This window comes from Paenibacillus sp. BK033, assembly GCF_004345425.1.
GTDB lineage: Bacteria > Bacillota > Bacilli > Paenibacillales > Paenibacillaceae > Pristimantibacillus.
Window position 1 is genome coordinate 144,311 of record NZ_SLVP01000006.1, and the last position, 25,856, is coordinate 170,166.

11 protein-coding genes are annotated in these 25,856 nt (G+C 52.9%); 7 read left to right on the forward strand and 4 right to left on the reverse strand.

Annotated elements, in window-relative coordinates; genetic code table 11:
• The first annotated feature begins 106 nt into the window (after window positions 1–106).
• Window positions 107–4,531 carry an InlB B-repeat-containing protein gene (locus EV294_RS20265; protein ID WP_165930756.1) on the forward strand — a complete coding sequence of 1,475 codons (4,425 nt, stop codon included), beginning with the start codon at window positions 107–109 and terminating at the stop codon, window positions 4,529–4,531.
• 63 nt (window positions 4,532–4,594) lie between these two features.
• Here the strand turns inward: EV294_RS20265 and EV294_RS20270 are convergent, their stop codons facing one another.
• The gene (locus tag EV294_RS20270) at window positions 4,595–6,220 is read right to left on the reverse strand and encodes a response regulator transcription factor (protein ID WP_132310066.1); all 1,626 of its coding nucleotides are present in this window, start codon (window positions 6,218–6,220) and stop codon (window positions 4,595–4,597) included.
• Window positions 6,221–6,290: 70 nt separating this feature from the next.
• On the reverse strand, window positions 6,291–8,018 hold the full coding sequence (locus tag EV294_RS20275; protein WP_132310068.1) for a sensor histidine kinase: 1,728 nt from the start codon (window positions 8,016–8,018) through the stop codon (window positions 6,291–6,293).
• A 162-nt stretch (window positions 8,019–8,180) separates the two neighbouring features.
• Here EV294_RS20275 and EV294_RS20280 point away from each other — a divergent pair, with 162 nt between their 5' ends.
• From EV294_RS20280 to EV294_RS20295, 4 genes are all read left to right on the forward strand, one after another.
• Window positions 8,181–9,146, forward strand: a complete 966-nt coding sequence (locus EV294_RS20280; protein ID WP_132310070.1) for an ABC transporter permease — start codon at window positions 8,181–8,183, stop codon at window positions 9,144–9,146.
• Window positions 9,147–9,164: 18 nt separating this feature from the next.
• On the forward strand, window positions 9,165–10,043 hold the full coding sequence (locus EV294_RS20285) for a carbohydrate ABC transporter permease (protein WP_132310072.1): 879 nt from the start codon (window positions 9,165–9,167) through the stop codon (window positions 10,041–10,043).
• Window positions 10,044–10,179: 136 nt separating this feature from the next.
• Entirely contained in the window at window positions 10,180–11,961 is a 1,782-nt protein-coding gene (locus tag EV294_RS20290; protein ID WP_132310074.1) for an extracellular solute-binding protein, read from the forward strand.
• A 148-nt stretch (window positions 11,962–12,109) separates the two neighbouring features.
• Window positions 12,110–20,752, forward strand: a complete 8,643-nt coding sequence (locus EV294_RS20295) for a hemoblobin-interacting domain-containing protein (RefSeq protein WP_132310076.1) — start codon at window positions 12,110–12,112, stop codon at window positions 20,750–20,752.
• Between the two features lie 113 nt (window positions 20,753–20,865).
• Here the strand turns inward: EV294_RS20295 and EV294_RS20300 are convergent, their stop codons facing one another.
• Complete coding sequence (locus EV294_RS20300; protein WP_132310078.1) at window positions 20,866–22,176, reverse strand: glutamate-1-semialdehyde 2,1-aminomutase; 1,311 nt, start codon at window positions 22,174–22,176, stop codon at window positions 20,866–20,868.
• A 489-nt stretch (window positions 22,177–22,665) separates the two neighbouring features.
• The gene (locus tag EV294_RS20305; protein WP_132310080.1) at window positions 22,666–23,730 is read right to left on the reverse strand and encodes an LCP family protein; all 1,065 of its coding nucleotides are present in this window, start codon (window positions 23,728–23,730) and stop codon (window positions 22,666–22,668) included.
• A gap of 252 nt (window positions 23,731–23,982) precedes the next feature.
• On the opposite strand from EV294_RS20305, the gene EV294_RS20310 reads away from it, so the two are divergent.
• Complete coding sequence (locus EV294_RS20310) at window positions 23,983–25,065, forward strand: ABC transporter ATP-binding protein (protein WP_132310082.1); 1,083 nt, start codon at window positions 23,983–23,985, stop codon at window positions 25,063–25,065.
• Window positions 25,062–25,856 (forward strand): ABC transporter permease, encoded by a 795-nt coding sequence (locus tag EV294_RS20315; RefSeq protein ID WP_132310084.1) that lies wholly within the window; start codon window positions 25,062–25,064, stop codon window positions 25,854–25,856. The genes EV294_RS20310 and EV294_RS20315 overlap by 4 nt, the downstream gene beginning before the upstream one ends.

Below are 25,856 nucleotides of genomic sequence, written 5' to 3' on the forward strand. Positions count from 1 at the left end.
AGCATTATCGTATATTGTCATATTTGAGGATGGGATGGGTCAGGCGATGGGTAGGAACAACTGGGGAAATGCAATCAGTCGTCATGCATTAAACAGGAAGATAGCAATGGTATTAATCTTCGCAATAGTAGCAGGTCTGCTGCCGGCATATGGTAAAGCCCTCGCAAGCGGGGGGACGGACGCGCTGGAGGGCTTGTCCTGGGTAGCAAAGCCGTCGGGCTCGACCGATTCTACGGATTCATTCCGTACGGCGGCTTACGGCAACGGAACGATCGTTGCAACAGGTACCCCGCCAATGCCGTTTATAAGCAGCAATCAAGGGGATATGCACGCTGGAAGCTTGTACCGCACTTCAACAACGGGCGCGGCATGGACGGCGCTGTCTACGGGCAATCACGAGATTAGAGGCCTGGTATACGGCGGCCCCGCTAATTTTGTGGGAGTGGGTTATTCCCAGTACATAATGTACGGTCAACAGAGCTATCACGGGAAGATAATGACCTCCAATGACGGGGTGAATTGGAGTTCGATTACGCCTCCCGGCGAGTCGGGAGAAACGCTGTACGGCGTAGCTTACGGCAGCGCGGGTTACGTAGCGGTTGGCGCGAGCAACGACATCAACTTCAATCAGACGCAAACGATTTTGACCTCAAGCAACGGGTATTCGTGGAGCCAGCAAGTGCTGACAAGCGGGGCGCTTAATGCGGTAGCATTCGGCGGAGGGACCTATGTCGCGGTTGGCAGCGGAGGGACGATACTGAGTTCATCCAATGGCGCAAACTGGACGCCGCAAAGCTCGGGTGTTGCAACGGCATTGCGGGGAGTTACATACGGCAACGGACTATTCGTTGCGGTCGGAAGCAGCGGCAAAATGCTTACGTCACCTGACGGAGCGAACTGGACTTCCGTTACTCCGCCGGTTAGTGGCACGTTCTACGGAGCCGCATTCGGGGATGGCACGTTTGTAGTCGTTGGCGGCAACGGTACGATTCTAAGCTCGCCGGACGGGCAGAACTGGCAGCAGCGCGCAAGCGGCACGACAGCTGTCCTGTACGGAGCCGCGTACGTCAACGGTGAGTTTATGGCGCTTGGCTCGAACGGCACGATTCTTATGGCGCAGCATAAGCTCACCTATACGGCGGACTCGAACGGTACGATTAGCGGCAATGCGGCGCAAGGCGTACGGACGGGCGGAAGCGGGACTGAGGTAACGGCCGTAGGAAATACCGGTTACCATTTCGTCAATTGGAGCGATAACTATGCTTACGCAAACCGGAAGGAAAACGATATAACCGGGGATGTCAGCGTAGCCGCTAGTTTTGCAATCAACGTCTATGAGCTCACTTATGCGGCTGGCCCGAACGGCAGCCTTACGGGGGAGGTATCCCAATCGGTCACGCATGGCGGGAATGCCACAACCGTAACGGCCGTAGCGAACCCGGGCTATCACTTCGTAAGCTGGAGCGACGGCAATACGAATGCAAGCCGGGTGGACAGCAATGTGACGGGAAATTTGGACGTCACCGCGCAGTTTGCGATCGATACGTTTAAGCTTACATATACGGCAGACACGGGTGGAAGCATTGACGGGCAAGCATCGCAGGTGCAGACCGTCGATTTCGGTTCCGACGGTCAAGCCGCAACGGCAATGCCGGATACGGGTTATCATTTCGTAAGCTGGAGCGATGGGGCAGAGACTGCCACTCGCGTGGACCGCGATGTGAAAGCGGACAAAAGCGTATCGGCCAGCTTTGCGATTAACGAGTATACGCTGACTTATGCAGCTGAGGCAGGCGGGACCTTGGACGGCCAGACTTCCCAGACGGTCACGCATGGCTCCAATGGCAGCGAAGTAACGGCAGTACCCAACCCGGGTTACAGCTTTATCGGCTGGAGCGACGGCGTTGCGACGGCATCCCGGACAGATCTCGCAGTGGTGTCTAACAAAAGCGTAACGGCGGCTTTTACCATTAATAAATATACGCTGACCTACACGGCAGGCACCGGGGGAAGCATTAACCAGGATGCTGCTCAAGCCGTCGATTACGGAACAGACGGCAAGACGGTAACGGCGGTAGCGGGCACGGGTTACCATTTTGTAGGCTGGAGCGATGGCGTATTGACGGCATCCCGCCAAGAGAAAAATGTCCAAGCTGACGTTGCGGTAACGGCGGAATTCGCGATTGACCAATACGAATTGACTTATACCGCAGGAGCGCACGGAACACTGACTGGCGCTAAGCTCCAAACGGTGGCACACGGCTCGGATGGTACGGCAGTAACGGCGACGGCGGATACGGGCTATCATTTTGTCCGTTGGAGTGACGGCGTAACGACGGCTAGTCGTACGGACTTGAACGTGACCGGCAATTTGAACGTCACGGCGGAATTCGCGATCGATACGTTTAAGCTCATTTATTCCGCGGGAGCAGGAGGAAGCGTGACCGGAGCGGCAGCGCAGGACGTCAATTACGGAGCCGATGGTACGGAAGTAACGGCAAAGCCGGCGATTGGCTATCATTTCATCGGCTGGAGCGACGGCGTTCAGACGGATACCCGTCAGGATACCGGAATTGTGGCTGACGTGAACGTAACGGCCCATTTCGCGATGAACGAATATACGTTAACTTATGCGGCAGGCGATCACGGAACATTGACCGGCGATAAGCTCCAAACGGTGGCACACGGCTCGGATGGCACGGCAGTAACGGCGACGGCGGATACGGGCTATCATTTTGTCCGTTGGAGTGACGGCGTAACGACGGCTAGTCGTACGGACTTGAACGTGACCGGCAATCTGATCGTCACGGCGGAATTCGCGATCGATACGTTTAAGCTCACCTATTCCGCGGGAGTGGGAGGGAGCGTGACCGGAGCGGCAGCGCAGGACGTCAATTACGGAGCCGATGGTACGGAAGTAACGGCAGAGCCTGCGATTGGCTATCATTTCATCGGCTGGAGCGACGGCGTTCAGACCGATACCCGTCAGGATACCGGAATTGTGGCTGACGTGAACGTAACGGCCCATTTCGCGATGAACGAATATACGTTAACTTATGCGGCAGGCGATCACGGAACATTGACCGGCGATAAGCTCCAAACGGTGGCACACGGCTCGGATGGCAAGGAGGTGACGGCTGTTCCGGATGCCGGTTACCAATTTGCCGGCTGGAGCGACGGAGTGGGGAGTGCAACAAGAACGGATCGCAGCGTCAGCGGCAATCTGACCGTAACGGCTGCGTTCGCCGTAATCAGCAGCAACAGCGGCAGCAATAATTCGAATCCGGCCTCCGGCTTCGAGATCCTCATTAACGGGAAGGCTTACCGCTCAGGCGAGCTCAAGTCTTCCATCCGGGGAGAGCAAACGGTATCGACCATCCATCTGAGCGCGGATAAAATGAAGGAAATCCTTGCTTCCTCCGGCCAAAAGGCTACGATTGTGCTTCCAATCAAAACAGGGGCCGATGTTGCGATTGGCGAGATACCAGGCGATCTCCTGCAGCTGCTTATGGAGAAGCAAGCAACCTTGCGGATTGAAACGGAGTATGCCGTATACGACTTGCCTGCCGGGCTTATTAATCTGACAAAGCTGTTTGGCGGCAGCGTAAACTCCAAGGATGTTACGGTGAACGTGGAGGTCGGCAAACCGTCTGCAGCAATGACAGCATGGACGCAGAAGGCGGTCGAGCAGAATCAGCTTAATCTGGCAGGATCGCCTGTTCAGTTCTCGGTAACTGTATCTTATGGGGACAAAAAGGTCGAGCTATCGACGTTTGCTTCCTATGTGGAACGGATGATTGCCATTCCGGATAACAATGCCCAAAATCCGGGGTTAACGGCAATCGTCGTAGAGCCGGACGGATCTATCCGGCCTGTGCCAACGAAGCTGGTTACCATTGAGGGCAAGCAGTATGCCGTCATCAGCAGTCTTACGAACAGCTTGTATGCGCTCGTGAGCAAGACCGTTTCCTTCTCTGATATAGGGAATCATTGGTCCAAAAACGCGGTGAATGATATGGCATCCCGCTTGATTGTCGGCGGAGCGGGAGACGGGTTGTTCTACCCGAACAAAGCGATTACCCGTGCCGAGTTCGCTGCGATTATCGTTCGCGCGCTGGGACTTCGCATGGATGCCGGCGCAAGCGGCTTCCAGGACGTAAAAGCATCGGCCTGGTATTCCGATGATGTTCAGACGGCATACTCGCTTCAGCTCATTAACGGTTATCCGGACGGCAGCTTCCATCCGAATGACAGCATTACCCGTGAACAAGCGATGACGATTATAGCCAAAGCGATGACAGTGACGGGCGTTCAAACCGATCTTCAAGAGAGCAGCGTAAATGCCTTGATCAACGCGTTCTCGGATAAATCGAAAATCTCGGCTTGGGCGACAAGCGGTATCGCCGCTTGCCTGCAAGCCGGAATCGTATCGGGACAAAGCGCATCGATTCTTGCTCCCGCCTCGAATATTACAAGAGCAGAAGCTGTCGTTATGATTCAAAGGCTTCTATCGAAATCGGATTTGATCTAAAGAAACGAAAAAGACGCTTCCTGTCCTTGCCGGACAGGAAGCGTCTTTTGTATGTCTGTACGTCTAATTTGTCACCTTATTCCGGTACTCCTGAGGCGTGATGCCAAAATGCTTCTTGAACAGCTGGATAAAGTAGCTTGGCTTCTGATAGCCTAGCATGACCGAGATTTCATAGATTTTCTCATCCGTCTGGGCAAGCAGGTCAGCCGATTTCTCCATTCTTGCGCGCAGCAGGTATTCGCTGATGCCTTCTCCCGTCTCTGTCTTGTAAATCTTCGACAGGTAGGAGGGGTTGAGATACACATGCGCCGAGATGGAGTGAAGGGAGGCTTGCTCCAGATGATTATGAATATACTCCTGAACCTTGCGGATAATGCTGGAACGGGAATCCTTATCCTCCGAATTGACCGATTTCCGGTAGGAAGCGATCGTCCGGGCTGTCCACGCGCGCAGGTCGTCAACCTTATGTATCGGGCTGCCGTTCGCAAACGCGTGGAAGTCTTCGCCAATCATATCGGACAGCCATTTCTTGTTCTTGTGCGCCAGGGCGGCAAGCGTTGCCGCAATCGAGAAGTAGGCCTCCAGCACATGCTCCTGCGATCCCCGCCATTCCTCCTCAATCTCGCGGAAGATCGCTTCCAGCTTCTCGCCGGCGGCATCCCATTGGCCAAGCTCCAGCATTTGCAGCACGGAAGGCGGGCGGTACAGCTCGCCAAGCAGCTGCGGCGTGCCGCGCGTCGGCTCCTTCGCGAGCGACACGAACAGCTCCTGTTCGCTGCCGATAAACTGGCGGAAGTTCGTAATGGAGGTCTGGTAGAGAGGGCAGACCTCCTGCGGGAATGCTCCTCTTTTGCTCGTGAGAATGGAGATGCCGACCTTGAGATACGACTTCACGACATGCTGGAGCTGGAAGGCGTGGCTCTCAATCCATTCATCCAGGTCGCCTGGGATGGTTGAACCGGCTTTGGCTTTCAGGAGACATACGATAAAACCGTTCGAATCCTTGCAATGCCACATGTCCAATTGATCGCCAAACACTTCCTCCGCGATATTGGCCAGCGCGTAATCGATTAAAGCCTCGCTCTCGCCGTCATCGTAGAGATGGTCTCCGTCATCAATCCGGAGCAGCATGACATGGAAATCGTCGTTTTCTTGGAACGGTACCGAATAGGCGGCTAGTTTTTTGGACAGGCGCTGCGGGGACAGCGACTGCTTGCCGCTCAGCATATCCAGCAGCAAATATTCTCTCAGCTTCGGGAGCTGCTCCCGCAAGGAGTACATCGCACGCTGCATCGAGCTGATCTCCAGCCACTCCTGCTCAAGCTCCTTGATTGCGCGGCGAACGGAGGTCAGCAGCTCGTCGTCCGACGCCGGCTTCAATAGATAATCGCTGGATTTCAGCTTCAAGGCTTGCTTCGTATATTCAAAGTCGGAGTAACCGGAGAGCAGAATGCATTTGGTATGCTTCCAGTTCTGCTTGATTTCCTGAATAAGCTCCAGTCCCGTCATACCCGGCATCCGAATATCCGTAATGACGACATCGATTGCATGCTCATGCAACAGACCAATGGCTTCCGGGCCGGAATAGGCTTTATGGACAACATCCACGCCGGCTTCCTCCCATGGCAGCATATCTGCCAGATCGTCGGCAAGTATCGATTGGTCATCTACAATAAGAAGTTGGCGCATCTCTTGTTCCTCCTAAAAGAATTGCGAAGCAATTCTGCTTCGTAAGGATATGCTTATGAAATGGCTTGCATCATTGGTTTCCTTCACTGTCATTTGGCCAATAGAGCTCGACGGTAAGTCCGCCGTCATCGCCGCGGAACAGCCGGACGCCGGCTTCCTGTCCGTATTGCAGAAGCATCCGCTGGCGCGTATTCCACAAGGCGCAGCCCTTATCCTCCGTTGGCGGCATCGACATTTGCAGCTTTAATTGGGCCAGCTGTTCCTCCGTCACGCCAACTCCGTTATCGGTGACGGTTATAATGTTGTACCGGTCATTCTGCGAGCCGGCAATTTGCACCTCGCCGCCGCCGATCGGCTCGAGGCCGTGCAGAACGGCATTTTCGACGATCGGCTGGAGGATTAACCTCGGAATTTCAAGCTCCTCCATAGCCTCCGGAATCGTAATGACATAAGTCATATCCTGGACGTTCATCGCCTGAATCGCCAGGTAGCTCTTCACCAGCTCCACCTCCTCGCGCAGGTAGGCCAGCTGTCTTTCGGACCTTGTTGTATACCGGTAATACCGGCTGAGATGCAGCGCAAGCTCCATAACGGATTCCTTTTCCCCAAGTCTCGTAAGACTGCGGATCAGAGAGAAGCAATTATAGAGAAAATGCGGATTAATCTGCGATTGCAGCTGCTTCAGGTTGGCATCCCTGGAACGAATCTGCTCCAGATATACGTTCTGAATGAGCTGCTCGATCTGGGAGGCCATGTCATTAAAGCTGACGAGCAGGAAGTGGAACTCATTGTTCGGATGGAACACCTTCAGCTTCGGATATTCGCCTTTCTTCAGCTTTTTCACGCCTCGGATCAGCTCCCGGATCGGAACCTGCACGTTGGTATACAGCACATAGGCCGCAATCGTACTGCCGATAAGGAGGAAGACGATGCAGATGTAAAAGAGATTGCTGTTCGCCGTAATCGGCCTGACGACATCATCGATGGGCAGGTAGTCGAAGAGGTACCAGCCAAGCTCGGGCATGTACACGCTGTTGACGGTATATTCGACCCCGTCGAGCTTAATGCGGGTATATTGCGATTCCGACAGCTTTTCCAGGTTTACCTTGGCAAGCAGCTTCTTCTGCAGCTCGGTATCGGAGCCGTTAACCGCAAGAATCTCCTGATCCGGCGAGCTGAAGAAGACATCTCCCTTGCTTCCCGCCTTGAAGCGTTCAAGCGCTTTTACTAATTCGTCGGCCGCAAAGCTGACTTCAACGATAACTCCCGCATTGCCGGAGGTGCTGTCGTAGGGCTCGCTGAGAAACCTTACGAACCTTGGATTGTTCTGATAATAAGGGGCAACGTTCTCGGTATATTTCCAGACCTTGGAATAGTTTTTCGCTACGAGATCCTTATCGTATTCCAGATGGAAGTCGGTTGAAACGAAGGTGTTGGTGGCCGGCGCATAGATGCTGATCGTTGTGTCCCAATCGGAGGAGGCATTAATGAGCCGAAGCTTGTCGGCAATGCGAATCTTCTGATCCGTTTGTTCGTATAGGGTGGCTATCTCCAGAAATTCGAGGGTACGGACGTTAATGTCTTCGGTTATCATAAGGCCGCTCTTCGCCAGCTGCTCCGCGGTTTCATCGGTCTCGGCGGCAAAGTAGGACAAGTCCTTGTGCATGGAAATTTCCACTTCGTTCATGACGACGTCCATGCTTGTCTTATTCGAAAACCAGTAGAGCGCGATAATCGGAATAAGCAGCAAAACGATGATGCCGACTATTTTTGTAAACGTATTCAATCGCAGCGACATGGCTGTCCGTCTCCCCGCATCAAAGTCGATAAAAACAAAAAAATGGGGTATCGTTCTAAAATCATTGGCGCAGACTTCGCGATTCCCCGATTGCTATACTTACTATACATCATGATGAAACTCTGTCAATCGACAAATAGAATAGCGGAAAGGACAATGGGGATGGGGACAACGACAAAGGCGATAGCCGGCAATGAGGTCTTGCGGCAGGAGACCGACAAATCGAAAACGAGAGGATTTTTGAAGAGGACCTGGCCTCTTCATGTCATGCTGCTTCCGGCGGTCATCCTGCAATTCATATTCGTGTACGTGCCTCTCGGAGGATTGGTTATCGCTTTTCAAGACTACAAACCGTACGATGGCATTTTCCATTCCAAGTGGGTAGGGCTTGAGCATTTCAAATTCATGTTCGATTATCCGGACATTAAGCAGGTTATCACGAACACGGCGCTGATCGCCGGCCTGAAAATTATATGCGGCATTATCGTGCCGTTTATATTCGCGCTTTTGCTGAATGAAGTGAACTTCAATCCGTTCAAACGCACGGTGCAGACGCTGGTCTACCTGCCTTACTTTATTTCCTGGGTATTTCTCGGCGGCATTCTGAATGACATGCTGGCATCGGACGGAATCATTAACTCGGTGCTTCACAACTGGTTTGGCGTAAAGGAATCGATTCTGTTCCTGGGCGATGGCAACTGGTTCCGGTTTGTCGTTGTGCTCAGCGACATTTGGCAGCAGTTTGGCTACGGCACAATCGTATACCTTGCCGCATTGGCAGGGGTTAATCCTTCCTTGTATGAGGCAGCTGAAGTAGACGGCGCGACGCGCTGGAAGCAGACGCGGCACGTGACGATTCCATCGCTTCTGCCGATCGTTATCGTAGTGGGCACGCTCGCGCTTGGCAATATCCTGAACGCCGGCTTCGATCAGATCTTCAACTTGTATAATCCGCTTGTCTACAGTAAAGGCGATATCATCGATACGTTCGTGTACCGTACGGGCATTCTGAACGGGCAGTACAGCTTGGCGACGGCCGTGGGCATTTTCAAATCCCTGATCGGATTCGTGCTTATCATCATCGGCTACAAGCTCGCTCAAAAATATGCGGATTATAAAATCTTCTAGAAAGGGGTACCAGCGTACATGTATCAAAAAACATTCGGCTACCGGGCATTCTCCGTCTTCAACTACGTTCTCCTGAGTCTGGCGGGTCTGCTGTGCATTATACCAATCATTCATATTCTAGCGATCAGTTTTAGCGCCAGTGCCCCTGCGAATGCGCATCTGGTGGGCATGTGGCCGGTTGATTTCAATACCGAGTCGTATACGAAAACGATGAACAACCCGAACTTCCTCCGGGCGTTCTGGATCTCGATCGGGCGTACGGCGCTCGGCGCGTCCATTACGCTGGCGGTTATTACGCTGGGCGGCTATGCTTTGTCGAAGGATAATACCGCCTTTAAGGCCCGCTCGAGATACGCTTGGTATTTCGTGTTTACGATGTGGTTCAGCGGCGGGATCGTGCCTTTGTATATCGTCATTCGCAATCTTCATATGATGAACACGATTTGGGCGCTTGTTCTTCCGGGCTCCGTTGCCGTATTCAACATGATTCTCCTGATGAACTTCTTCCGCGCTACGCCTAAGGAGCTGGAGGAGGCAGCCTTCATCGACGGAGCGGGGCATTTCTCGATTCTGTTCCGCGTCTATCTGCCTCTGGCCATGCCGGCGATCGCGACGATGTCGCTGTTCACCATCGTTGGCAACTGGAACGCCTGGTTTGACGCTTTGCTCTATATTAACGACTACCGCAACTATCCGCTCGCAACCTTCCTGCAGACGGTTATCGTACAGCAGGACTTCAGCAAGCTGAACCCGGACGTCAATGAGCTCAAGAACATTTCCCAGCGTACGGTGAAGGCGGCCCAGATCTTTATCGGGATGCTTCCGGTTCTGGTTGTGTATCCGTTCCTGCAGCGGTTTTTCGTCAAAGGGATTGTCCTTGGCGCGGTGAAAGAGTAAATATTTAAGAGGATAACAAAATGGCATGTTACTCAAAATTATGGTATTTCTATCATTAATAACCAAGACTATAGTATTAATTGAGAGTAAATAAAGCGCTCTCATGCTATAATAATCATTTTACGGGGGGAAAAAAATGCGTAATTCAATGAAAAAGCTAATGCTCGTTTCGTTGACGGGCGTGCTTGCGGCAAGTCTTGCGGCATGCGGATCGAACAATAATAATAACGGGAATAAGCCGTCGAACGATCCTGCGGCAACGAACTCCGGCAACGCGGCGGCAACAAACAATGCGGGTACGGACAACGCGGGCAGCGGCGTCGACGAGACGGGCTGGGACGGCAAAAAATACGTAGAGCCGATCACTCTGACAACGGTTAAAGGCGTAGGAACGAATTACTTCTTCAAAACGGGCGAAACGATGGAAAACAACGTTTTGCAAAAGTATATGAAAGACAACCTTGGCATCGACGTGAAATACGACTGGGTTGTAACGGATACAAACGATGCTTACAAAACGAAGCTTCGCCTGATGCTCTCCTCCGGCGAGAAAATGCCTGACGTCATTACGTACCGCGGCGACATGGAAACAGTTAACATGCTGATTGACTCCGGTCAATTCATGCCTGTGAACGAGCTGTTCGACAAGTATGCGGGCGAGGAGTACAAAAAAGCCGCTGCGCTGAACCCGGATACGTTCCTTCCGGTAACGCGCGACGGCGAGAAAATGGCGCTGCCGGTTCTCGACTACGCTTACAATGACGATATGGTTCTCTGGCTCCGTCAGGATTGGATGGATAAATTAGGTCTTCAAGCTCCTAAAACGGTTGCCGACCTTGAAGCCATCATGGATGCATTCACAAACAAGGATCCGGACGGCAACGGCAAGCCGGATACATTCGGCATGGCTCTCGGCTTCAAGAACGGCTTCCTGAACTGGATGACGGACGTAAGCTGGCTGTTTGGCGCTTACGGCACAATGCCGGGCCAATGGAATAAAGCGGCTGACGGCACGCTGGCTTTCGGCTCCGTGGATCCTGCTGCGAAGCAAGCTCTGGCAACGCTGAAAAACTGGATGGATAAAGGCTGGATCTCGAAAGACTCCGGTTTGAAGGATGACACCTCCGGTTCCGAATTCTTCACGAAAGGTCAAGCGGGTGCAATCGTAGGCCGCAACTGGCTGCCGGACTGGCCGTTTGGCGATCTGATCAACAATGTTCCTGGCGCGAAATACAAAGCTTACCCGATCCCTGCCGGTCCAGACGGTAAAATCGGTGCCCAAAGCGGCAACCCGTCCGTTAACGGCTGGATGCTGATCAACAAGAAAGCGGCTCATCCTGAAGCGCTGCTCCGTTACTACAACTTCTTCTTCGATAATTGGGCGAACCCGCAAAAAGGAAGCGAGTTCGAAAACGGCTTCGCGGAAGGCTATGACTGGGCGAAACTGCCGGACGGCACCATCACGAAGGATCCGCAAAAATATCCGGACCTGTTCCCGAACTATGCGGACCGCACGCATCTCGTAGAGCCAATCTACTACTCGCTGACCTTTGAAGGCGCACGTCAACCGGCTCTGTATGCAGACACGATGATTAAGCTATACAACGGCGAAGCTCCAACTACGCCATACGAAGAGCAAACGAAAGCCGTTCGTAAACCGGAAAACCTGGAAGCGATGAAGATCGTTATGGATCAAAAAGATATTCGCATGAAGAACTACTTCCAAGGTCCTCTGACCGAAACGATGAAGTCCAAAAACGAATTGCTGAACAAGCTGGTTAACGAATCGTATTCCAAAATCATCTACGGTCAAGCACCGCTTGATTCGTTCGATACGATGGTTGAGAACTGGAAGAAATCCGGCGGCGACCAAGTAACGAAAGAAGTAAACGATTGGTACGCTTCGGCTTCGAAGTAATCCAGCAATAGCTGCTAGCAACAGGATAAGGAACGCCCTATTTACGCCAGGCGTTCCTTTTCTTTTGCCGGTTACCCTTTTTTGAAAATTCTGAAAACGTCACAACAAGTGCAGTCACCCTGGTCATCTTGCTTGAGAGGGGAAAACAGTGTTGACTAGAAAAAGAACAAGAAGGTTATTGTCGTTAGCGATGTCGGTCGTTATTGCGGTAAGTTACGTGCCTTCAGCCGTATTTGCGGCATCGGATACAGCGGCGGCAGCAACGGCTGCAGCAGCGCCGGATGTCGCGGGGCATTGGGCTTCGCAGCAGGTAACGGATTGGATCTCCAAGGGCATCGTTAACAGCTACCCGGACGGAACGTTTAAGCCGGAGCAAGGCATTACGCGCGCGGAATTTACGAAGCTGATTAACAGCTTGTTTGGTTTTACGGCAAAAGGAGAGAACAGCTTCTCGGATGTAGGGGCTGAAGCATGGTATGCCGATTCGGTGTCGATCGGGAAGAAAGCAGGCTTTATTAACGGTTATCCGGATGGAACCTTTAAACCAAATGAGGCCATTACAAGACAAGAGGCGGCAAAAATGGCTGCAGGACTGTTCAAATTGCCGTTAGTAACAGGCGCTGATCCGCTCGAAGCCTTTCAGGATAAATCACAGGTTAGCGCATTTGCGGCAGAGCCGCTGGGCCAATTGGTAAGCGGGGGTTATTTGAAGGGCTTCCCGGACGGGACGGTTCAACCGCTTAAGTCCATTACCCGTGCGGAAGCGGTTGTTCTATTAAGCCGCCTAGCAGGCGAAGTTTACGTGAAAGCGCAGACGTACAAGGATCAGAAGCTGGCGGGCAACGGGCTGGTGAACCTTGACGGCGTAACGATCGAGAACTCGGCAATCGGCGGGAATCTTTACTTGGCCGCGGGGATTGGCGAAGGCGATTTTACGCTGAAAAACACGGAAGTAAAAGGAACCATCTTTATAAGCGGCGGCGGTGTGCATAGTATCCATCTGAACAACGTGCAGACGCCAAATATCGTTGTGGATAAGAAGGAAGGACCGGTACGCGTCGTTGTTGACGGCTCGGAGGTCGGAACGATGAATTTGAATTCCGAGACGGTACTGGAAACGAATAACTCGGATATCGACCATTTAAACAATCAAACGGACGGTTCTACGTTAAACGGCAATAAGCTTAGCAAAGGCGAATCTCAAGTAGATAATCAGTCTAGCAACAGCGGCAGCGGAGGCAGCAATCCACCTTCTTCGTCGCCAACTCCAACGCCAACCGAGGAGTGGCAGATGGTCTGGAATGACGAGTTTGACGGAACCGGCAGCAACCTCGATACGAATGGCGTAAACCTCGACAAGTGGGGTTATCAGCTTGGCACGGGCTCGCAATACGGCCTTGACGGTTGGGGCAATAACGAACAGCAAAGCTATGAAGCGGACAATATGAAGGTAGAAGACGGCAAGCTTGTCATTACGGCGAAAAAGGAAGCGAACAGCAATAATAAGCCTTATACTTCCGGCCGAATTTTCACTCAAAATACGTTTACCAAAGCCTATGGCAAGTTCGAAGCGAAGCTGAAGCTGCCGAAGGGGCAAGGCTTCTGGCCAGCCTTCTGGATGATGCCTGCAGCAAGCGAATACGGCACATGGGCATCCTCCGGCGAGATCGATATCATGGAAGCGGTCGGCCGACTGCCGGGCGAGGTTTCCGGAACGATCCATTACGGCAAAGCCGCCCCGGGCAACCGCTACACAGGCAACAAATACAACTTTCCGAACGGAACGGATTTCAGCGGCGAGCATGTCTATGCCGTTGAATGGGAGCCGGGCGAAATCCGCTGGCTGGTAGACGGCGTTGTCTATCAAACGCAAAACAACTGGAACAGCTGGGGAATCGACCAGCCGGCGAAATACGCTTATCCGGCACCGTTTGATAAACCGTTTTATATGATTTTGAACCTGGCGGTTGGCGGCAACTTCGACGGAGGCAAGATGCCGCTCGACGACAACGCCCGGACGATGGAAGTCGATTACGTCCGCGTCTACGATAAGAAGGGCGGATACACCACTGAAGGACTTGAAGAGCCAAAGGTTGAACAAGAGGCTTTGCCCGACAATCATAAACCGGCCATTGACGGCAACTATGTGCATGACGTGAATTTCGCGAATGGCTTTAAGACGGTAGCGACGGACGCGGATACGCTGGATCCGGAAAAATGGAACTTTGTGCATGTCCCTACTTATAACGGCAACGGCTCCATCGGAACCGACGTTATTGGCGGCAAAACGTATGCCAAAGCGGACATTACGGCCGGAGGCTCGCAGGACTATGCCGTGCAGCTCATTCAGAATGTTACCGTAGGCAAAGGCCGATACTACAAGCTTTCCTTTGATGCCAAATCCACTGCGAACCGGACCATGTCCGCCAAGATTGGCGGCGGCGCCGACCGCGGCTGGGCAACCTATTCCGATGTTTTGTCGGCAAGCCTAACCGATGAATTCAAGACGTACAGCATGACGTTCCAGATGGCTGCCGATACGGATGTTCTGGCTCGCCTTGAGCTTAATATCGGCCTGAATACGAACCCCGTCTGGATCGGCAACGTGAAGCTGGAGGAAGTGGACGCACCCGATCCGTATAACGAGGATGCGGCGAAAGAGCCGATTAACGGCAATCATGTATACAACGGCAATTTTGACCTCGGAAGATTGGACCGTCTGACTTATTGGCATTTCAATACGGCGGACGGTGCGACGGCAACGGCCTCCGTTGATCCGGAAGACCGCGAATTCAAGGCGAATATTACGAATGGCGGAGCGGATGCTTCTTCCGTTACCCTGCTTCAAAAAGGCATTAACTTGATTCCAAGCAACGACTATCAAGTGACGTTTAACGCAAGCGCAGCTTCCGACCGTACAATCAAGGTTGGCATTCGGAAGCAGGACGGGACGAATGTGGTCGATCCGATTGAGGTCAACCTGACCGGAACATCCGCTGTACAGACGGTGAACTTCAACTCTGCGGCAGCAGCAGATGACAAGGCGATTCTAGTGTTTATGCTTGGCGGCAGCGATGCGGATGTGATCATTGATCATGTGGTTATGACCCGTCTGACGAACAATGGTATCGGCGATTTGCCGCTCTCCGAACAGTTCCCGCTGAAGAACGGCGACTTCTCGAACGGCAAAGCATCGTGGAACCTGCATGTGCAAGGCTTTTATGACGGCTGGGATAAAGTGACCGGCTATAACGAAGAAGCAGGAAGCATGAAGGTTAACGTAAGCAGCGTTGGCAACAATCCTTGGGATGTCATGCTGATGCAGAACGATTTTACTCTCCGGAAGGACAATACTTATGTTGTATCCGTGGATCTCAAATCAACCGCGGAGCGCGACGTGGAGATTGTCGTGGATAACGCCGGCGGACGATTGCTTTCGAAGATGGAGCACCTGACGGAAGATTATCAGACGTTTACGTATGAGCTGCCCGTTACGGCAGATACGTTAGCCTCCTTTAAAGTACTGCTTGGCAAGCAAGCAACCAATCCGGCAGGCGCGCATGATGTGTACGCGGACAACGTACGCGTGGAAATCAAAGGCGCCCGCGAGAAAGCCTTCCTATTAAAAAACGGCTACTTTACGGACGGCGAAGCCAACTGGTCAAAGCATATTCAAGGCGTGTATGACGGTACTTCGAAAGGAACGTTTGATTTTACGGGCGGCAGAGCAAGGATCAATATCGAGAATGCAGGCGCGAATCCTTGGGATGTGATGCTCTTCCAAGAGCCGCTTCCGGTAAAGAAGGATAACACCTATATCGTCACCTTTGACGCAAGATCAACCGCAGCCAAAACCATTGAGGTTATTGCGGAAAATGGCACTTATACCCGTTATCTGAATCAAAAATTAACGCTAGGCGAAACAACGAAGAGCTACGCCTTCGAGTTTACGATGCCTAAGGATGATACGGTAGGCTTGAAGTACCTGCTCGGCAAGAACGGCGATGTTCTGGCAGCGCATGACGTCTTGATCGACAACGTCCGCTTCGAGCGGAAGGGCGCCAAAGAAGCCTTGGGAGAAAAGGTATCGCTCGTGAACGATATCCGCCTTCCTTCGGCTCCAATCGTTACGCCTGATGTGTCGGACAACAGTCTGGGCAAGGACATTACGCTGACGTTCGCTTCCCAACCGGGTTGGAGCAGCTCGATTAACGCGATCACCGTGGACGGAACAGCGCTGGCTGCAGAAGATTACACGGTGGGAACAAACAGCATTACGATCAAAGCGAGCGTATTTGCAGCAGCGGGCGATCACGTTATCGTCGTTGCGGCATCCGGGCACGAGCTGGGTCAAGTCACGCAAACGATTGAAGCGCAGCAAATGTGGAGCCTTGTCTGGTCCGACGAGTTTAACGGCGATGCCGTCACTCCCGATACAAACGGCGTCGACTTGACGAAATGGGGCTACCAGGAAGGCAACGGCTCCGAATACGGCGTTGCGGACTGGGGCAATAACGAGCAGCAATACTACCGCAAGCAAAATATCGCCGTTGATCCGGCAACGGGCAACCTCGTTATTACCGCGAAAAAAGAGACGTTTAACGGCAAGCCGTATACGTCCGGCCGTCTCTGGACCAGCAATACGTTTACGAAGGCCTACGGCAAATTCGAAGCCCGGATGAAGCTGCCGGAAGGCACAGGCATTTGGCCGGCCTTCTGGATGATGCCGAAGGATAGCGAATACGGCGGCTGGGCTGCTTCCGGCGAGCTAGATATTATGGAAGCGAGAGGCCGTCTGCCGCATGAAGTCGGCGGAACGATTCATTACGGCAAGAATGCTCCGAACAATAAAGCAACGGGTGCGGCTTACAACTTCCCCGAAGGCGAATCGATCTCCGGTTATCATACCTATTCGGTAGAGTGGGAGCCGGGCGAGATCCGCTGGTATGTGGACGGCAATCTCTATCAGACGGTTAACAACTGGAACAGCTGGGGAGCCGATCAGCCGGATAAATACGCATATCCCGCGCCGTTTGATAAACCGTTCTATATTATTCTAAACCTGGCCGTTGGCGGTCAATTTGACGGCAACCGTCTTCCGGCCGACAGCGATCTGCCGGCGAAAATGGAAGTGGACTATGTTCGTGCCTACGAACTGACGGGCCGTCCTTACCGTACGCCGGTAGAACCGGATTCGAAGGATGAGATTCCGGCTAACGCGAAAGCGATTGTGGATCAGGACTTCGAGCATGGCTTGACCGATATTACGGACTCCACGCAGGCGCTTGACGCGAACTACTGGAGCTTCCTGCATACGCCGGACTTTGGAGGAGCAGGCTCTGCGGTCGTAGACACCATCGGCGACGATAAGTTCGCCAAAGTGTCGATTACCGGCGGGGGCAACCAGAATTACGCACTGCAATTGATTCAGTACGCAACGATAACGAAAGGCCACGCTTACAAAATCAGCTTTGACGCCAAAGCATCGGCACCAAGAAACATGAGCCTGAAGGTCGGCGGCGATGCGGATAACGGCTGGGGCGCTTATTCGGATAACTTCGATGCCGCGCTGACAACCAATCTGAAGCATTACGAGTACCGCTTCCTGATGAATAACGATACCGATCTTGCCGCGCGGCTGGAGCTTAATCTCGGTCTTAATACCAATACGGTATGGATCGGCAATATTAAGATCGAAGAGGTTGACGCGGTATCCGAGCAAAACGGGGCAAAAGCGCCGCTTGGCAACGGACAGCATGTGTACAACGGCAATTTCGATCTTGGATCGATGAACCGTATGACCTACTGGAACTTTGAAACTTCGGGCGGCGCGAACGCTGCTGCTTCGGTTGACTCAGAGGCAAGACAGCTTGAAGCCGCCATCGCAAACGGCGGAGACAGTCCATCGGACATTACGCTTACGCAGAAGGGCATCAATCTGCTTCAAAACGATTCCTATAAGCTGGACTTCAAGGCTTCGGGGGAAGCGGAGCGTTCCATTAAGGTTTCATTCGTAAGCAAGGACGGCCATACAGTCTATGCTTCGAAAGACTTTACGATCGGCACGGCAATGGGCAATCAGGAGCTTGCGTTTACGATGCCGATTGGCGTTACGGATGAGGAAGGCCAGCTGGTCTTCGGACTTGGCGGCAATGACGCGGATGTTGCAATCGACAACGTTTCCCTGATCCGGACGACGAATAACAACTTCGACTTCACGGGCGTTGACCTGTTCCCGCTGAAGAATGGCGATTTCTTCGCCGGCCTTCTGAACTGGGAGCAGAATACGCAGGATGGCGGGGCTGCACAGTTCTTCACGGAGGATGGCGCCGCAAAAATCAACATAACAAGCCTTGGCAATCAGCCATACAGCAATATGCTGATTCAAGGCGGCATGAGCTTCAAGAAGGGCCTAACCTATACGCTGGAGTTTGACGTAAAAGCCTCCGTTGCCCGCGACCTGCAGGCTACGTTGGAAAACGCCTCGTACGTCCGGAGATTGGATTCCGGCGTGCAAGCCGTCGGCACGGACTGGACGCATATGACATTTACCGTTCGCCCTACGGCCGACGAATTGCTTGCGCTGAAAATCATGCTTGGCAAGACCCCTAACGGTGCGGTTGGTACCGTCTGGATCGACAACGTTGTGCTTGAGGTGGAAAATGCGCCGGTGAAGCGTCCGCCAACGATGGTAGCGGACAGCACGGATAATCTCGCCGGCCAAGAGATCGCGATTCCTTTTGCGGATGACGCTGCCTGGAGAGGCGCTATTACGTCGGTGTCCGTAAACGGTGCGGCTCTCAATGTCTCGCAATACGCAGTAGCAGCAGGGATGCTGACGCTTCATTCGGATGTCTTCTCCGTTGACGGCAACTATCCGGTGAAGGTAGCCGCGACCGGGTATGGCGATGCTGTCCTGACGCAGCTAGTTTTCTCCGGCGATGGCAACCTTGTATTAAACGGCAGCTTTACGAACGGTACGGCTAACTGGGAATCGTGGAAAGGAGCCGATGACTACTCTTCGATTTCGGTAGAGGACGAGAAGGCTGCCATCCAAATCAACTATAACGGCGGTTTGGACCCGCAATGGAGCGTTCCGTATACGTGGTCCACGCAGTTCATGCAATCCGGCATCAAGCTGAAAGCCGGCAAAACGTATGAGCTGAGCTTTAAAGCCTGGTCAACCGTTGACCGTCCGATTCTGGTCGAGTTGACAGGTTACAGCGGCAATCAGCAAGTGCTGTTCAACCTTACAGGCGACTCTTCTACGGTCTATACGAAAGTATTGAAGCCAACGGCTGACATGACGCTGACGGTGAAATACTTGCTTGGCAATGTCATTAGCGGAGATATTACGACACCATCCGGCGAGCATACGATTTATATCGATGAAGTAGCCGTCCGGGAGAAAGTGTCCCCGCCAACGGTGACGGCAGATTCAACGGATAATAAGCTGACCAGCCCGATTGAATTGACCTTTGCGGATAATGCGGCTTGGCGAAACGCCATTACGGGCATTACAATCGATGGGGCAGCCGTGAATGCAAGCCAATATACGGTTGCGGCAGGCAAAATCACGTTTGACGCATCCCTGTTCCCATCGATCAAGACGTATTCCATAGCCATTCTGGCTAATGGCTATGCGGCAGCGGAAGTATCGCAGGAAGTGAAGACCAACGCGAAGAACATCGCTCTCGGCAGCACGGCAACCGCTTCTACGAATAACCAGCCTGCAGCAAACGCAATTGACGGCAAGGCCGGAACAAGATGGGAGAGCGCCGCACAGGATCCGCAGTGGATCTCGCTTGACCTGAAGAAGCTCTATAAGCTGGACAGCATGACGCTGAGCTGGGAAGGGGCTTACGGCAAGACGTATGCGGTTCAAGTCTCTTCGGCGGAAACGCCGGGCGATAACGACTGGACCACCATCTTTACCGAGCCTTCCGGCAACGGCGGTATCGACAACATTACGCTGCACGGCGAAGAAGCGCGCCATGTGCGGATCTACGGTACGGCAAGAGGCACGCAATGGGGCTACTCGTTATGGGAGGTCGAAGTATACGGCAATCCGTCGAATCCCGACCCGGTATTGCCGCTTGGCCCAGCCTTGACAGCGGACTCGACCGATAATAAGGTTGGCAGTAGCATCGACCTTGCTTTTGCCAGCGATTCCGCATGGGAAGGCGCGATTACGGCCGTTAAAGTCAACAATGCCGCTCTTGCAGCCAGCCAGTACACGGTTGCAGCAGGCAAAATCACGCTGAATGCAGGCGTATTTGCCGCAGCCGGCAGCTACACGATTACGGTAACGGCTTCCGGTTATGCGGACAATGAAGTAACTCAAGCGGTCACGGCCGATGTGAACCTCGCTCTTGGCAAGACTGCCGTTGCTTCCTCCGTGCAGGGTGCATTCCTGGCGGCTGAGGCTACTGACGGCGATCAGGGCTCGAGATGGGGTGCGGATTGGACAACAAACACGGATAACCATCCAGAATGGATTTACGTGGATCTAGGTGCCGTAGAATCCTTCAGCAAGCTTGCTTTGAACTGGGAAGGAGCTTACGGGAAGTCGTTCGACATTCAAGTGGCTCAGCCGGGTGCCGATCTGACCGATAACGCGAGCTGGACGACAGTCCATACCGTTTCGGGACAATCGCTTAGCGGAGACGGATTGAAGCAGATTATTAATCTGGATGCTCCTGCGCAAGGTCAATATGTTCGAGTCTATGTCACAGAGAAGGGCTTTGCTCCATACGGTCCTTCGTTATACGAAATCGAGCTCTATAAATAAGTGGCTAGAGAAGAGACCCCGCAAAATTCAACATTGCCGGGGTCTCTTCCTGTTATCAAGGCGGCTAAATGAAAAAAGCTGTTCCAGTCAGCCTGGAACAGCTTTTAAATCTATTACAGCTTCGAGAAGGCATGATCAGCAGCTGCGAGAGTAGCTGCGATATCTTCTTTCGTATGGGCGGTAGTCAGGAACCAAGCTTCATATTTGGAAGGAGCCAGGTTGATGCCTTGCTCCAACATTAGCTTAAAGAAGCGGCCGAACATTTCGCCGTCGGTATCCTGCGCTTCCTCATAGTTCGTTACCGGATGATTGCAGAAGTGGGTCGAGAACGAACCTCGGATTTGGTTGACCGTAAGCGGTATGCCGTGCTTCGCTGCCGAAACGCGCAAGCCGTCTGCGAGAATTGTCGCCAGATCGTTCATGCGGTCGTAAATGCCTGCTTCCTGTAGCACCTCGAGGCACGCGATTCCGGCCGAGATGGAAGCGGGATTACCCGCCATCGTGCCTGCCTGGTAAGCGGGGCCGAGCGGAGCAACCTGCTCCATAATTTCCTTGCGGCCGCCGTAGGCGCCAATCGGCAGTCCGCCGCCGATGATTTTGCCAAGCGCGGTAAGATCCGGCTCGATGGCTTTGAAATCCGGGAAGACATGAAACGTCTGCGTAGTGCCGTAATGGAAGCGGAACGCCGTAATGACCTCGTCGTAAACAACGAGAGCGCCGGCTTCGCGCGTCATTTTGCAGACGCCTTCGAGGAAGCCGGGCTGTGGCATAACCATGCCAAAGTTGCCGACAATCGGCTCCACCATGACGGCGGCCGTATCGTCGCCCCAACGCTCCAGCGCTTCCTTCAGGGCATTCAGGTCGTTAAACGGTACCGTGATCACTTCATGCGCGATGCTGGTCGGAATGCCCGCGCTGTCCGGAATGCCAAGCGTAGAAGGACCGGAGCCCGCTGCAACCAGAACGAGGTCGGAATGGCCGTGGTAGCAGCCGGCGAATTTGATGATTTTATTGCGCTTCGTAAACGCGCGCGCAACCCGGATAGTTGTCATGACGGCTTCGGTGCCGGAGTTAACGAAGCGGACTTTATCGAGAGAAGGGATTGCTTCCTTCAGCATGCGGGCCATTTGGATTTCAAGCTCGGTAGGCGTCCCGTAGAGCGTCCCGTTTTGCGCTGCGCGAACGATCGCTTCGGTAATATGCGGATGGGCATGTCCCGTAATAATCGGACCGTAAGCCGCCAAATAATCGATATAGCGGTTATCGTCGACGTCATAGAAGTAGGCGCCTTCCGCGCGCTTCATGAACACCGGCGCACCGCCGCCAACCGCTTTGTAAGAACGGGAAGGGCTGTTAACGCCCCCCACGATATGCTGCAGCGCTTCCTCGTAAAGCGCCTCTGAACGTTTGCGTTGCATGGACATGAAAGAAATCCTCCGTGTTTCGTAATATGTAAGCGTTTGTTTAAAGCAAGCAGCCTGAATGAAGAAAATCGACACTTCCCATTATCGCGCAGTCGGAGCAAAAAGCAAAGTCATGCTGGGGGCTTACCAAACAGATAGGCATAGCAAGCTCTTCTTCTCTACACTTTGTACGAAGAGCAGTATATTTGCCCCAGGAACAGGCAACGGGCAAGTTATGCTGCACCAAATGCAGTATATCACTCGGAATCTAGCCCAATTGGGCAGTATAGTCTATAATATCCTGCATTCCGTGCAGGATAGATCTGCCTACGGGGCTCAAATACGTCAAGATGCTGTATTTCGTGCAATATAACCCGCGACAGCTAATGATTAAACAAATGAATGGTTAGTGAGCTCTACCTTTAACCGCATGAATGCGAAAGGACCAGTTCTCGCCGGTTGGCGGAGATCTGGTCCTTTTTTTAAAACTAACTCCCTTTATCTATATCCCTATTGCGCTGTGCCGCTGTCAGTAGAAGTTGTAGTAGTATCGGTTCCGTTCCCGGCACCCGGCGATGGGGATGGCGTGGTTTCCGTATCATCCTTCGCCAGCGTGTCTTGAACCGAAGCCTTCAGTTCATCCAGGTCGCGAACGCCAATAACGGCTGCCCCTCCTACATGCTCCTCGGCAATATTGTCCATCGGAGGAATCTGCTGCGTGCCTGCCAAGTGGGAATCGACGCCGAGCTGACCGAGCTTCAGCATATCGGTAACCTGCAGGTTCGTCTCGATGTAAGGTGATACGCTGTCCAGAATCTTCTTCATCTGAACGATGTTCCAGCCCGACTTCAGCTTGTCGGCTACCGCGCCTAAAAATTCACGCTGACGCTCCGTACGGGTGAAGTCGCTCATCGCATCGTGGCGGAAGCGGACGTATTGCAGGGCTTTGTCGCCGTCCAGCAGCTGGTAGCCCTTCTTCAGATCGATATCGTATTTATTTTTATCGGCATTGTCTGTATAATGCATATCCTTCTCAACGTCGAAGTATACGCCGCCGATCGAGTCGACTAAGGCTTTGAATCCTTCGAAATCCGTGTACACATAATATTGAATGTCGAGACCAAGCAGGTCGCCGACGGTCTTCATGGCCAGCTGCGGTCCGCCAAGCGTAATCGCCGTGTTAATCCGGCCTTTTCCATGACCTTCGATATCGACGTATGTGTCCCGGAGAACGGAGAAGAGATGCGCTTTTTTCGTAACCGGGTCAAAGGATGCGATCAGTATGGAATCGGACCGCGGAACCTGATTTTCTTCCAAACCGCGGGCGTCGCCGCCAAGAAGAAGAATATTGACGCGTTCTTTGCCTTCCCATTTCGGAGGCGCTTGAGCGGTGGTTGTATTGTTATCGAATTGGCCAAACCGGGAATCTTCTTTGTTCTTGCTGAAATTGTCTAACGAATTATATACGCCGGTGCCCCAGTAAACCAGGCCGGCGATGGCAATAACTATAACTACGAGAAAACCGCTGAGTACCCATTTCCAAGGTTTTCTTTTCTTTTTAGCTTTTGTAGCCATGACTGTAGTAGTGCTCCTTTCAGCAACTCTTCCTGCAAAGTGTGTAAACCCAAATCAGACAGGCGATTCATCGCTCCCGAACCGATGATGCCTGCCATTTACGCAAAACAATAACTATTGTAATATTACATATCATAAAATTATAAAGCGGAACGATGGATAGACGCAAGTTTTATCGTTTCCCTTGGAAAAAACTCATAATTCCCCGGGAAATGTCGACCGTTCTTAACGGAGAGGAGTTTTAGTAGACCCATGCTGGCGATTGATGTCAAAGATCTGCGAAAGCAGTTTAAAGTGCAAAAGAACAGAGAGGGCTTGTCCGGCGCTCTGAAAGACCTGTTCAAACGAGAATATAACGAGGTAACGGCCGTCAAAGATATTTCGTTTCAAATTCCGCAAGGCGAGATCTGCGGGTATATCGGCGAGAATGGCGCAGGCAAATCGACAACGATTAAAATGCTGACCGGCATTCTGGTGCCGACATCCGGACAACTGAAGGTAAACGGTTATGTACCCTACAAAGACCGCGAAAAATTCGTCGGAGGAATTGGCGTTGTTTTCGGCCAGCGCTCCCAGCTTTGGTGGGATATCGGTGTTATAGAGTCTTTCCAGTTGCTGCGCAAAGTATATCGCGTGTCCGAGGAAGATTTCCGCAAAAGATTGGACAACCTCGTGCAGCGCCTCGATCTTGGCGATCTGCTGAATCGTCCGGTGCGCAAGCTGAGCCTTGGTCAGCGAATGCGCTGCGAGCTTGTAGCATCGCTGCTGCATAACCCGTCAATCCTGTTCCTCGATGAACCAACCATCGGTCTCGATATTATGGTGAAGACGGAAATTCGGGAGTTTCTTAAGGATCTGAACCGTGAGGAAGGGACAACGATTCTGCTTACCACGCATGACCTTCAGGATATCGAAGCCTTGTGCTCGCGGGTGATCATGCTGGACGACGGCCGGATTATTTACGACGGAGGATTGGAGGAGCTGAAGAACCGCTGGAGCAAAGGCCGCGAGATTCAGTTCCAATTCGGCACGCCAACGTCGCTTGCGAAGCTGCAGCTGCTTACGGCGGGACTGGATGTCACCTGGACGATGAGCGAGCAGGGCGCCTCGATGTGGCTGCCTCATACGATTAACGTATCGGACGCGCTTGGCGTAGTTGTAGGAGGGGCGGATATCCGGGATATCAAAATTCTCGAGACGAACACCGACGATATCGTGCGCGAAATTTACCGCTCCGGTTCAGCGTCGGCATCTGCCGCGGCAACGCTGCTGGAAACCGACTCTACAAAGCAGGAGGCCGAGGCGGAGCCCGAGAAGGAGACTACTCTCCGATGATGAGCGCTTACGTCGATTTTATCCGAATCCGGTTTCTGACCATGCTGGCTTACCGCGTTAATTATTATAGCGGTATCATTATTTATGCGATTAATATCGGAGCGTATTATTTCCTCTGGAAAGCGATTTTCGGCTCGGCCGAGACGCTTCAGGGGTTTACGCTTGCTCAAATGACGACCTATATCGCCGTGTCCTGGATGGCGCGCGCCTTCTATTTCAATAATCTGGACCGCGAGATTGCGAACGATATCCGGGACGGCAGCATCGCGATGCAGCTGATCCGGCCGTACTCCTATTTGCTCGTCAAAATGATGCAGGGGCTTGGCGAAGGCTTGTTCCGCCTGATTCTCTTTATGGGGCCGGGACTTGTAATCGTCTGTCTGCTGTTTCCGGTCAAGCTGCCGAAGGATCCGGCTGTATGGATTGTTTATTTCATCATGCTGCTATTCAGCTTGTTCATTAACTCGCAGCTAAACATTCTGACCGGTCTCGCGGCCTTCTTCGTGGAAAATAACGAGGGGATGATGCGGATGAAGCGGGTGCTTGTCGATCTGTTCTCCGGCGTGCTCATTCCGATCGCTTTCTTCCCGGGCTGGCTCAAGGGGGCGATGGAATGGCTGCCCTTCCAGGCCATTACGTATTTGCCAAGCGCCGTGTTTACCGGGCGCACCCCGATGAGCGAGGCGTGGGGCGTTCTGGGCATTCAGGCGTTGTGGTTCGTTATTTTGCTTGTGCCCATTCTATTTACTTGGCGTGCGGCCCGCAAGCGGCTGTTCGTGCAAGGAGGTTAA

Bases quoted from the DNA above. Each gene is read 5' to 3' on its own strand.
- EV294_RS20315 (WP_132310084.1), top strand. From the start codon at position 25,062: ATGATGAGCGCTTACGTCGATTTTATCCGAATCCGGTTTCTGACCATG.
- EV294_RS20305 (WP_132310080.1), bottom strand. From the start codon at position 23,730: ATGGCTACAAAAGCTAAAAAGAAAAGAAAACCTTGGAAATGGGTACTC.
- EV294_RS20290 (WP_132310074.1), top strand. From the start codon at position 10,180: ATGCGTAATTCAATGAAAAAGCTAATGCTCGTTTCGTTGACGGGCGTG.
- EV294_RS20270 (WP_132310066.1), bottom strand. From the start codon at position 6,220: ATGCGCCAACTTCTTATTGTAGATGACCAATCGATACTTGCCGACGAT.
- EV294_RS20310 (WP_132310082.1), top strand. From the start codon at position 23,983: ATGCTGGCGATTGATGTCAAAGATCTGCGAAAGCAGTTTAAAGTGCAA.
- EV294_RS20300 (WP_132310078.1), bottom strand. From the start codon at position 22,176: ATGTCCATGCAACGCAAACGTTCAGAGGCGCTTTACGAGGAAGCGCTG.
- EV294_RS20280 (WP_132310070.1), top strand. From the start codon at position 8,181: ATGGGGACAACGACAAAGGCGATAGCCGGCAATGAGGTCTTGCGGCAG.
- EV294_RS20265 (WP_165930756.1), top strand. From the start codon at position 107: ATGGTATTAATCTTCGCAATAGTAGCAGGTCTGCTGCCGGCATATGGT.
- EV294_RS20275 (WP_132310068.1), bottom strand. From the start codon at position 8,018: ATGTCGCTGCGATTGAATACGTTTACAAAAATAGTCGGCATCATCGTT.
- EV294_RS20285 (WP_132310072.1), top strand. From the start codon at position 9,165: ATGTATCAAAAAACATTCGGCTACCGGGCATTCTCCGTCTTCAACTAC.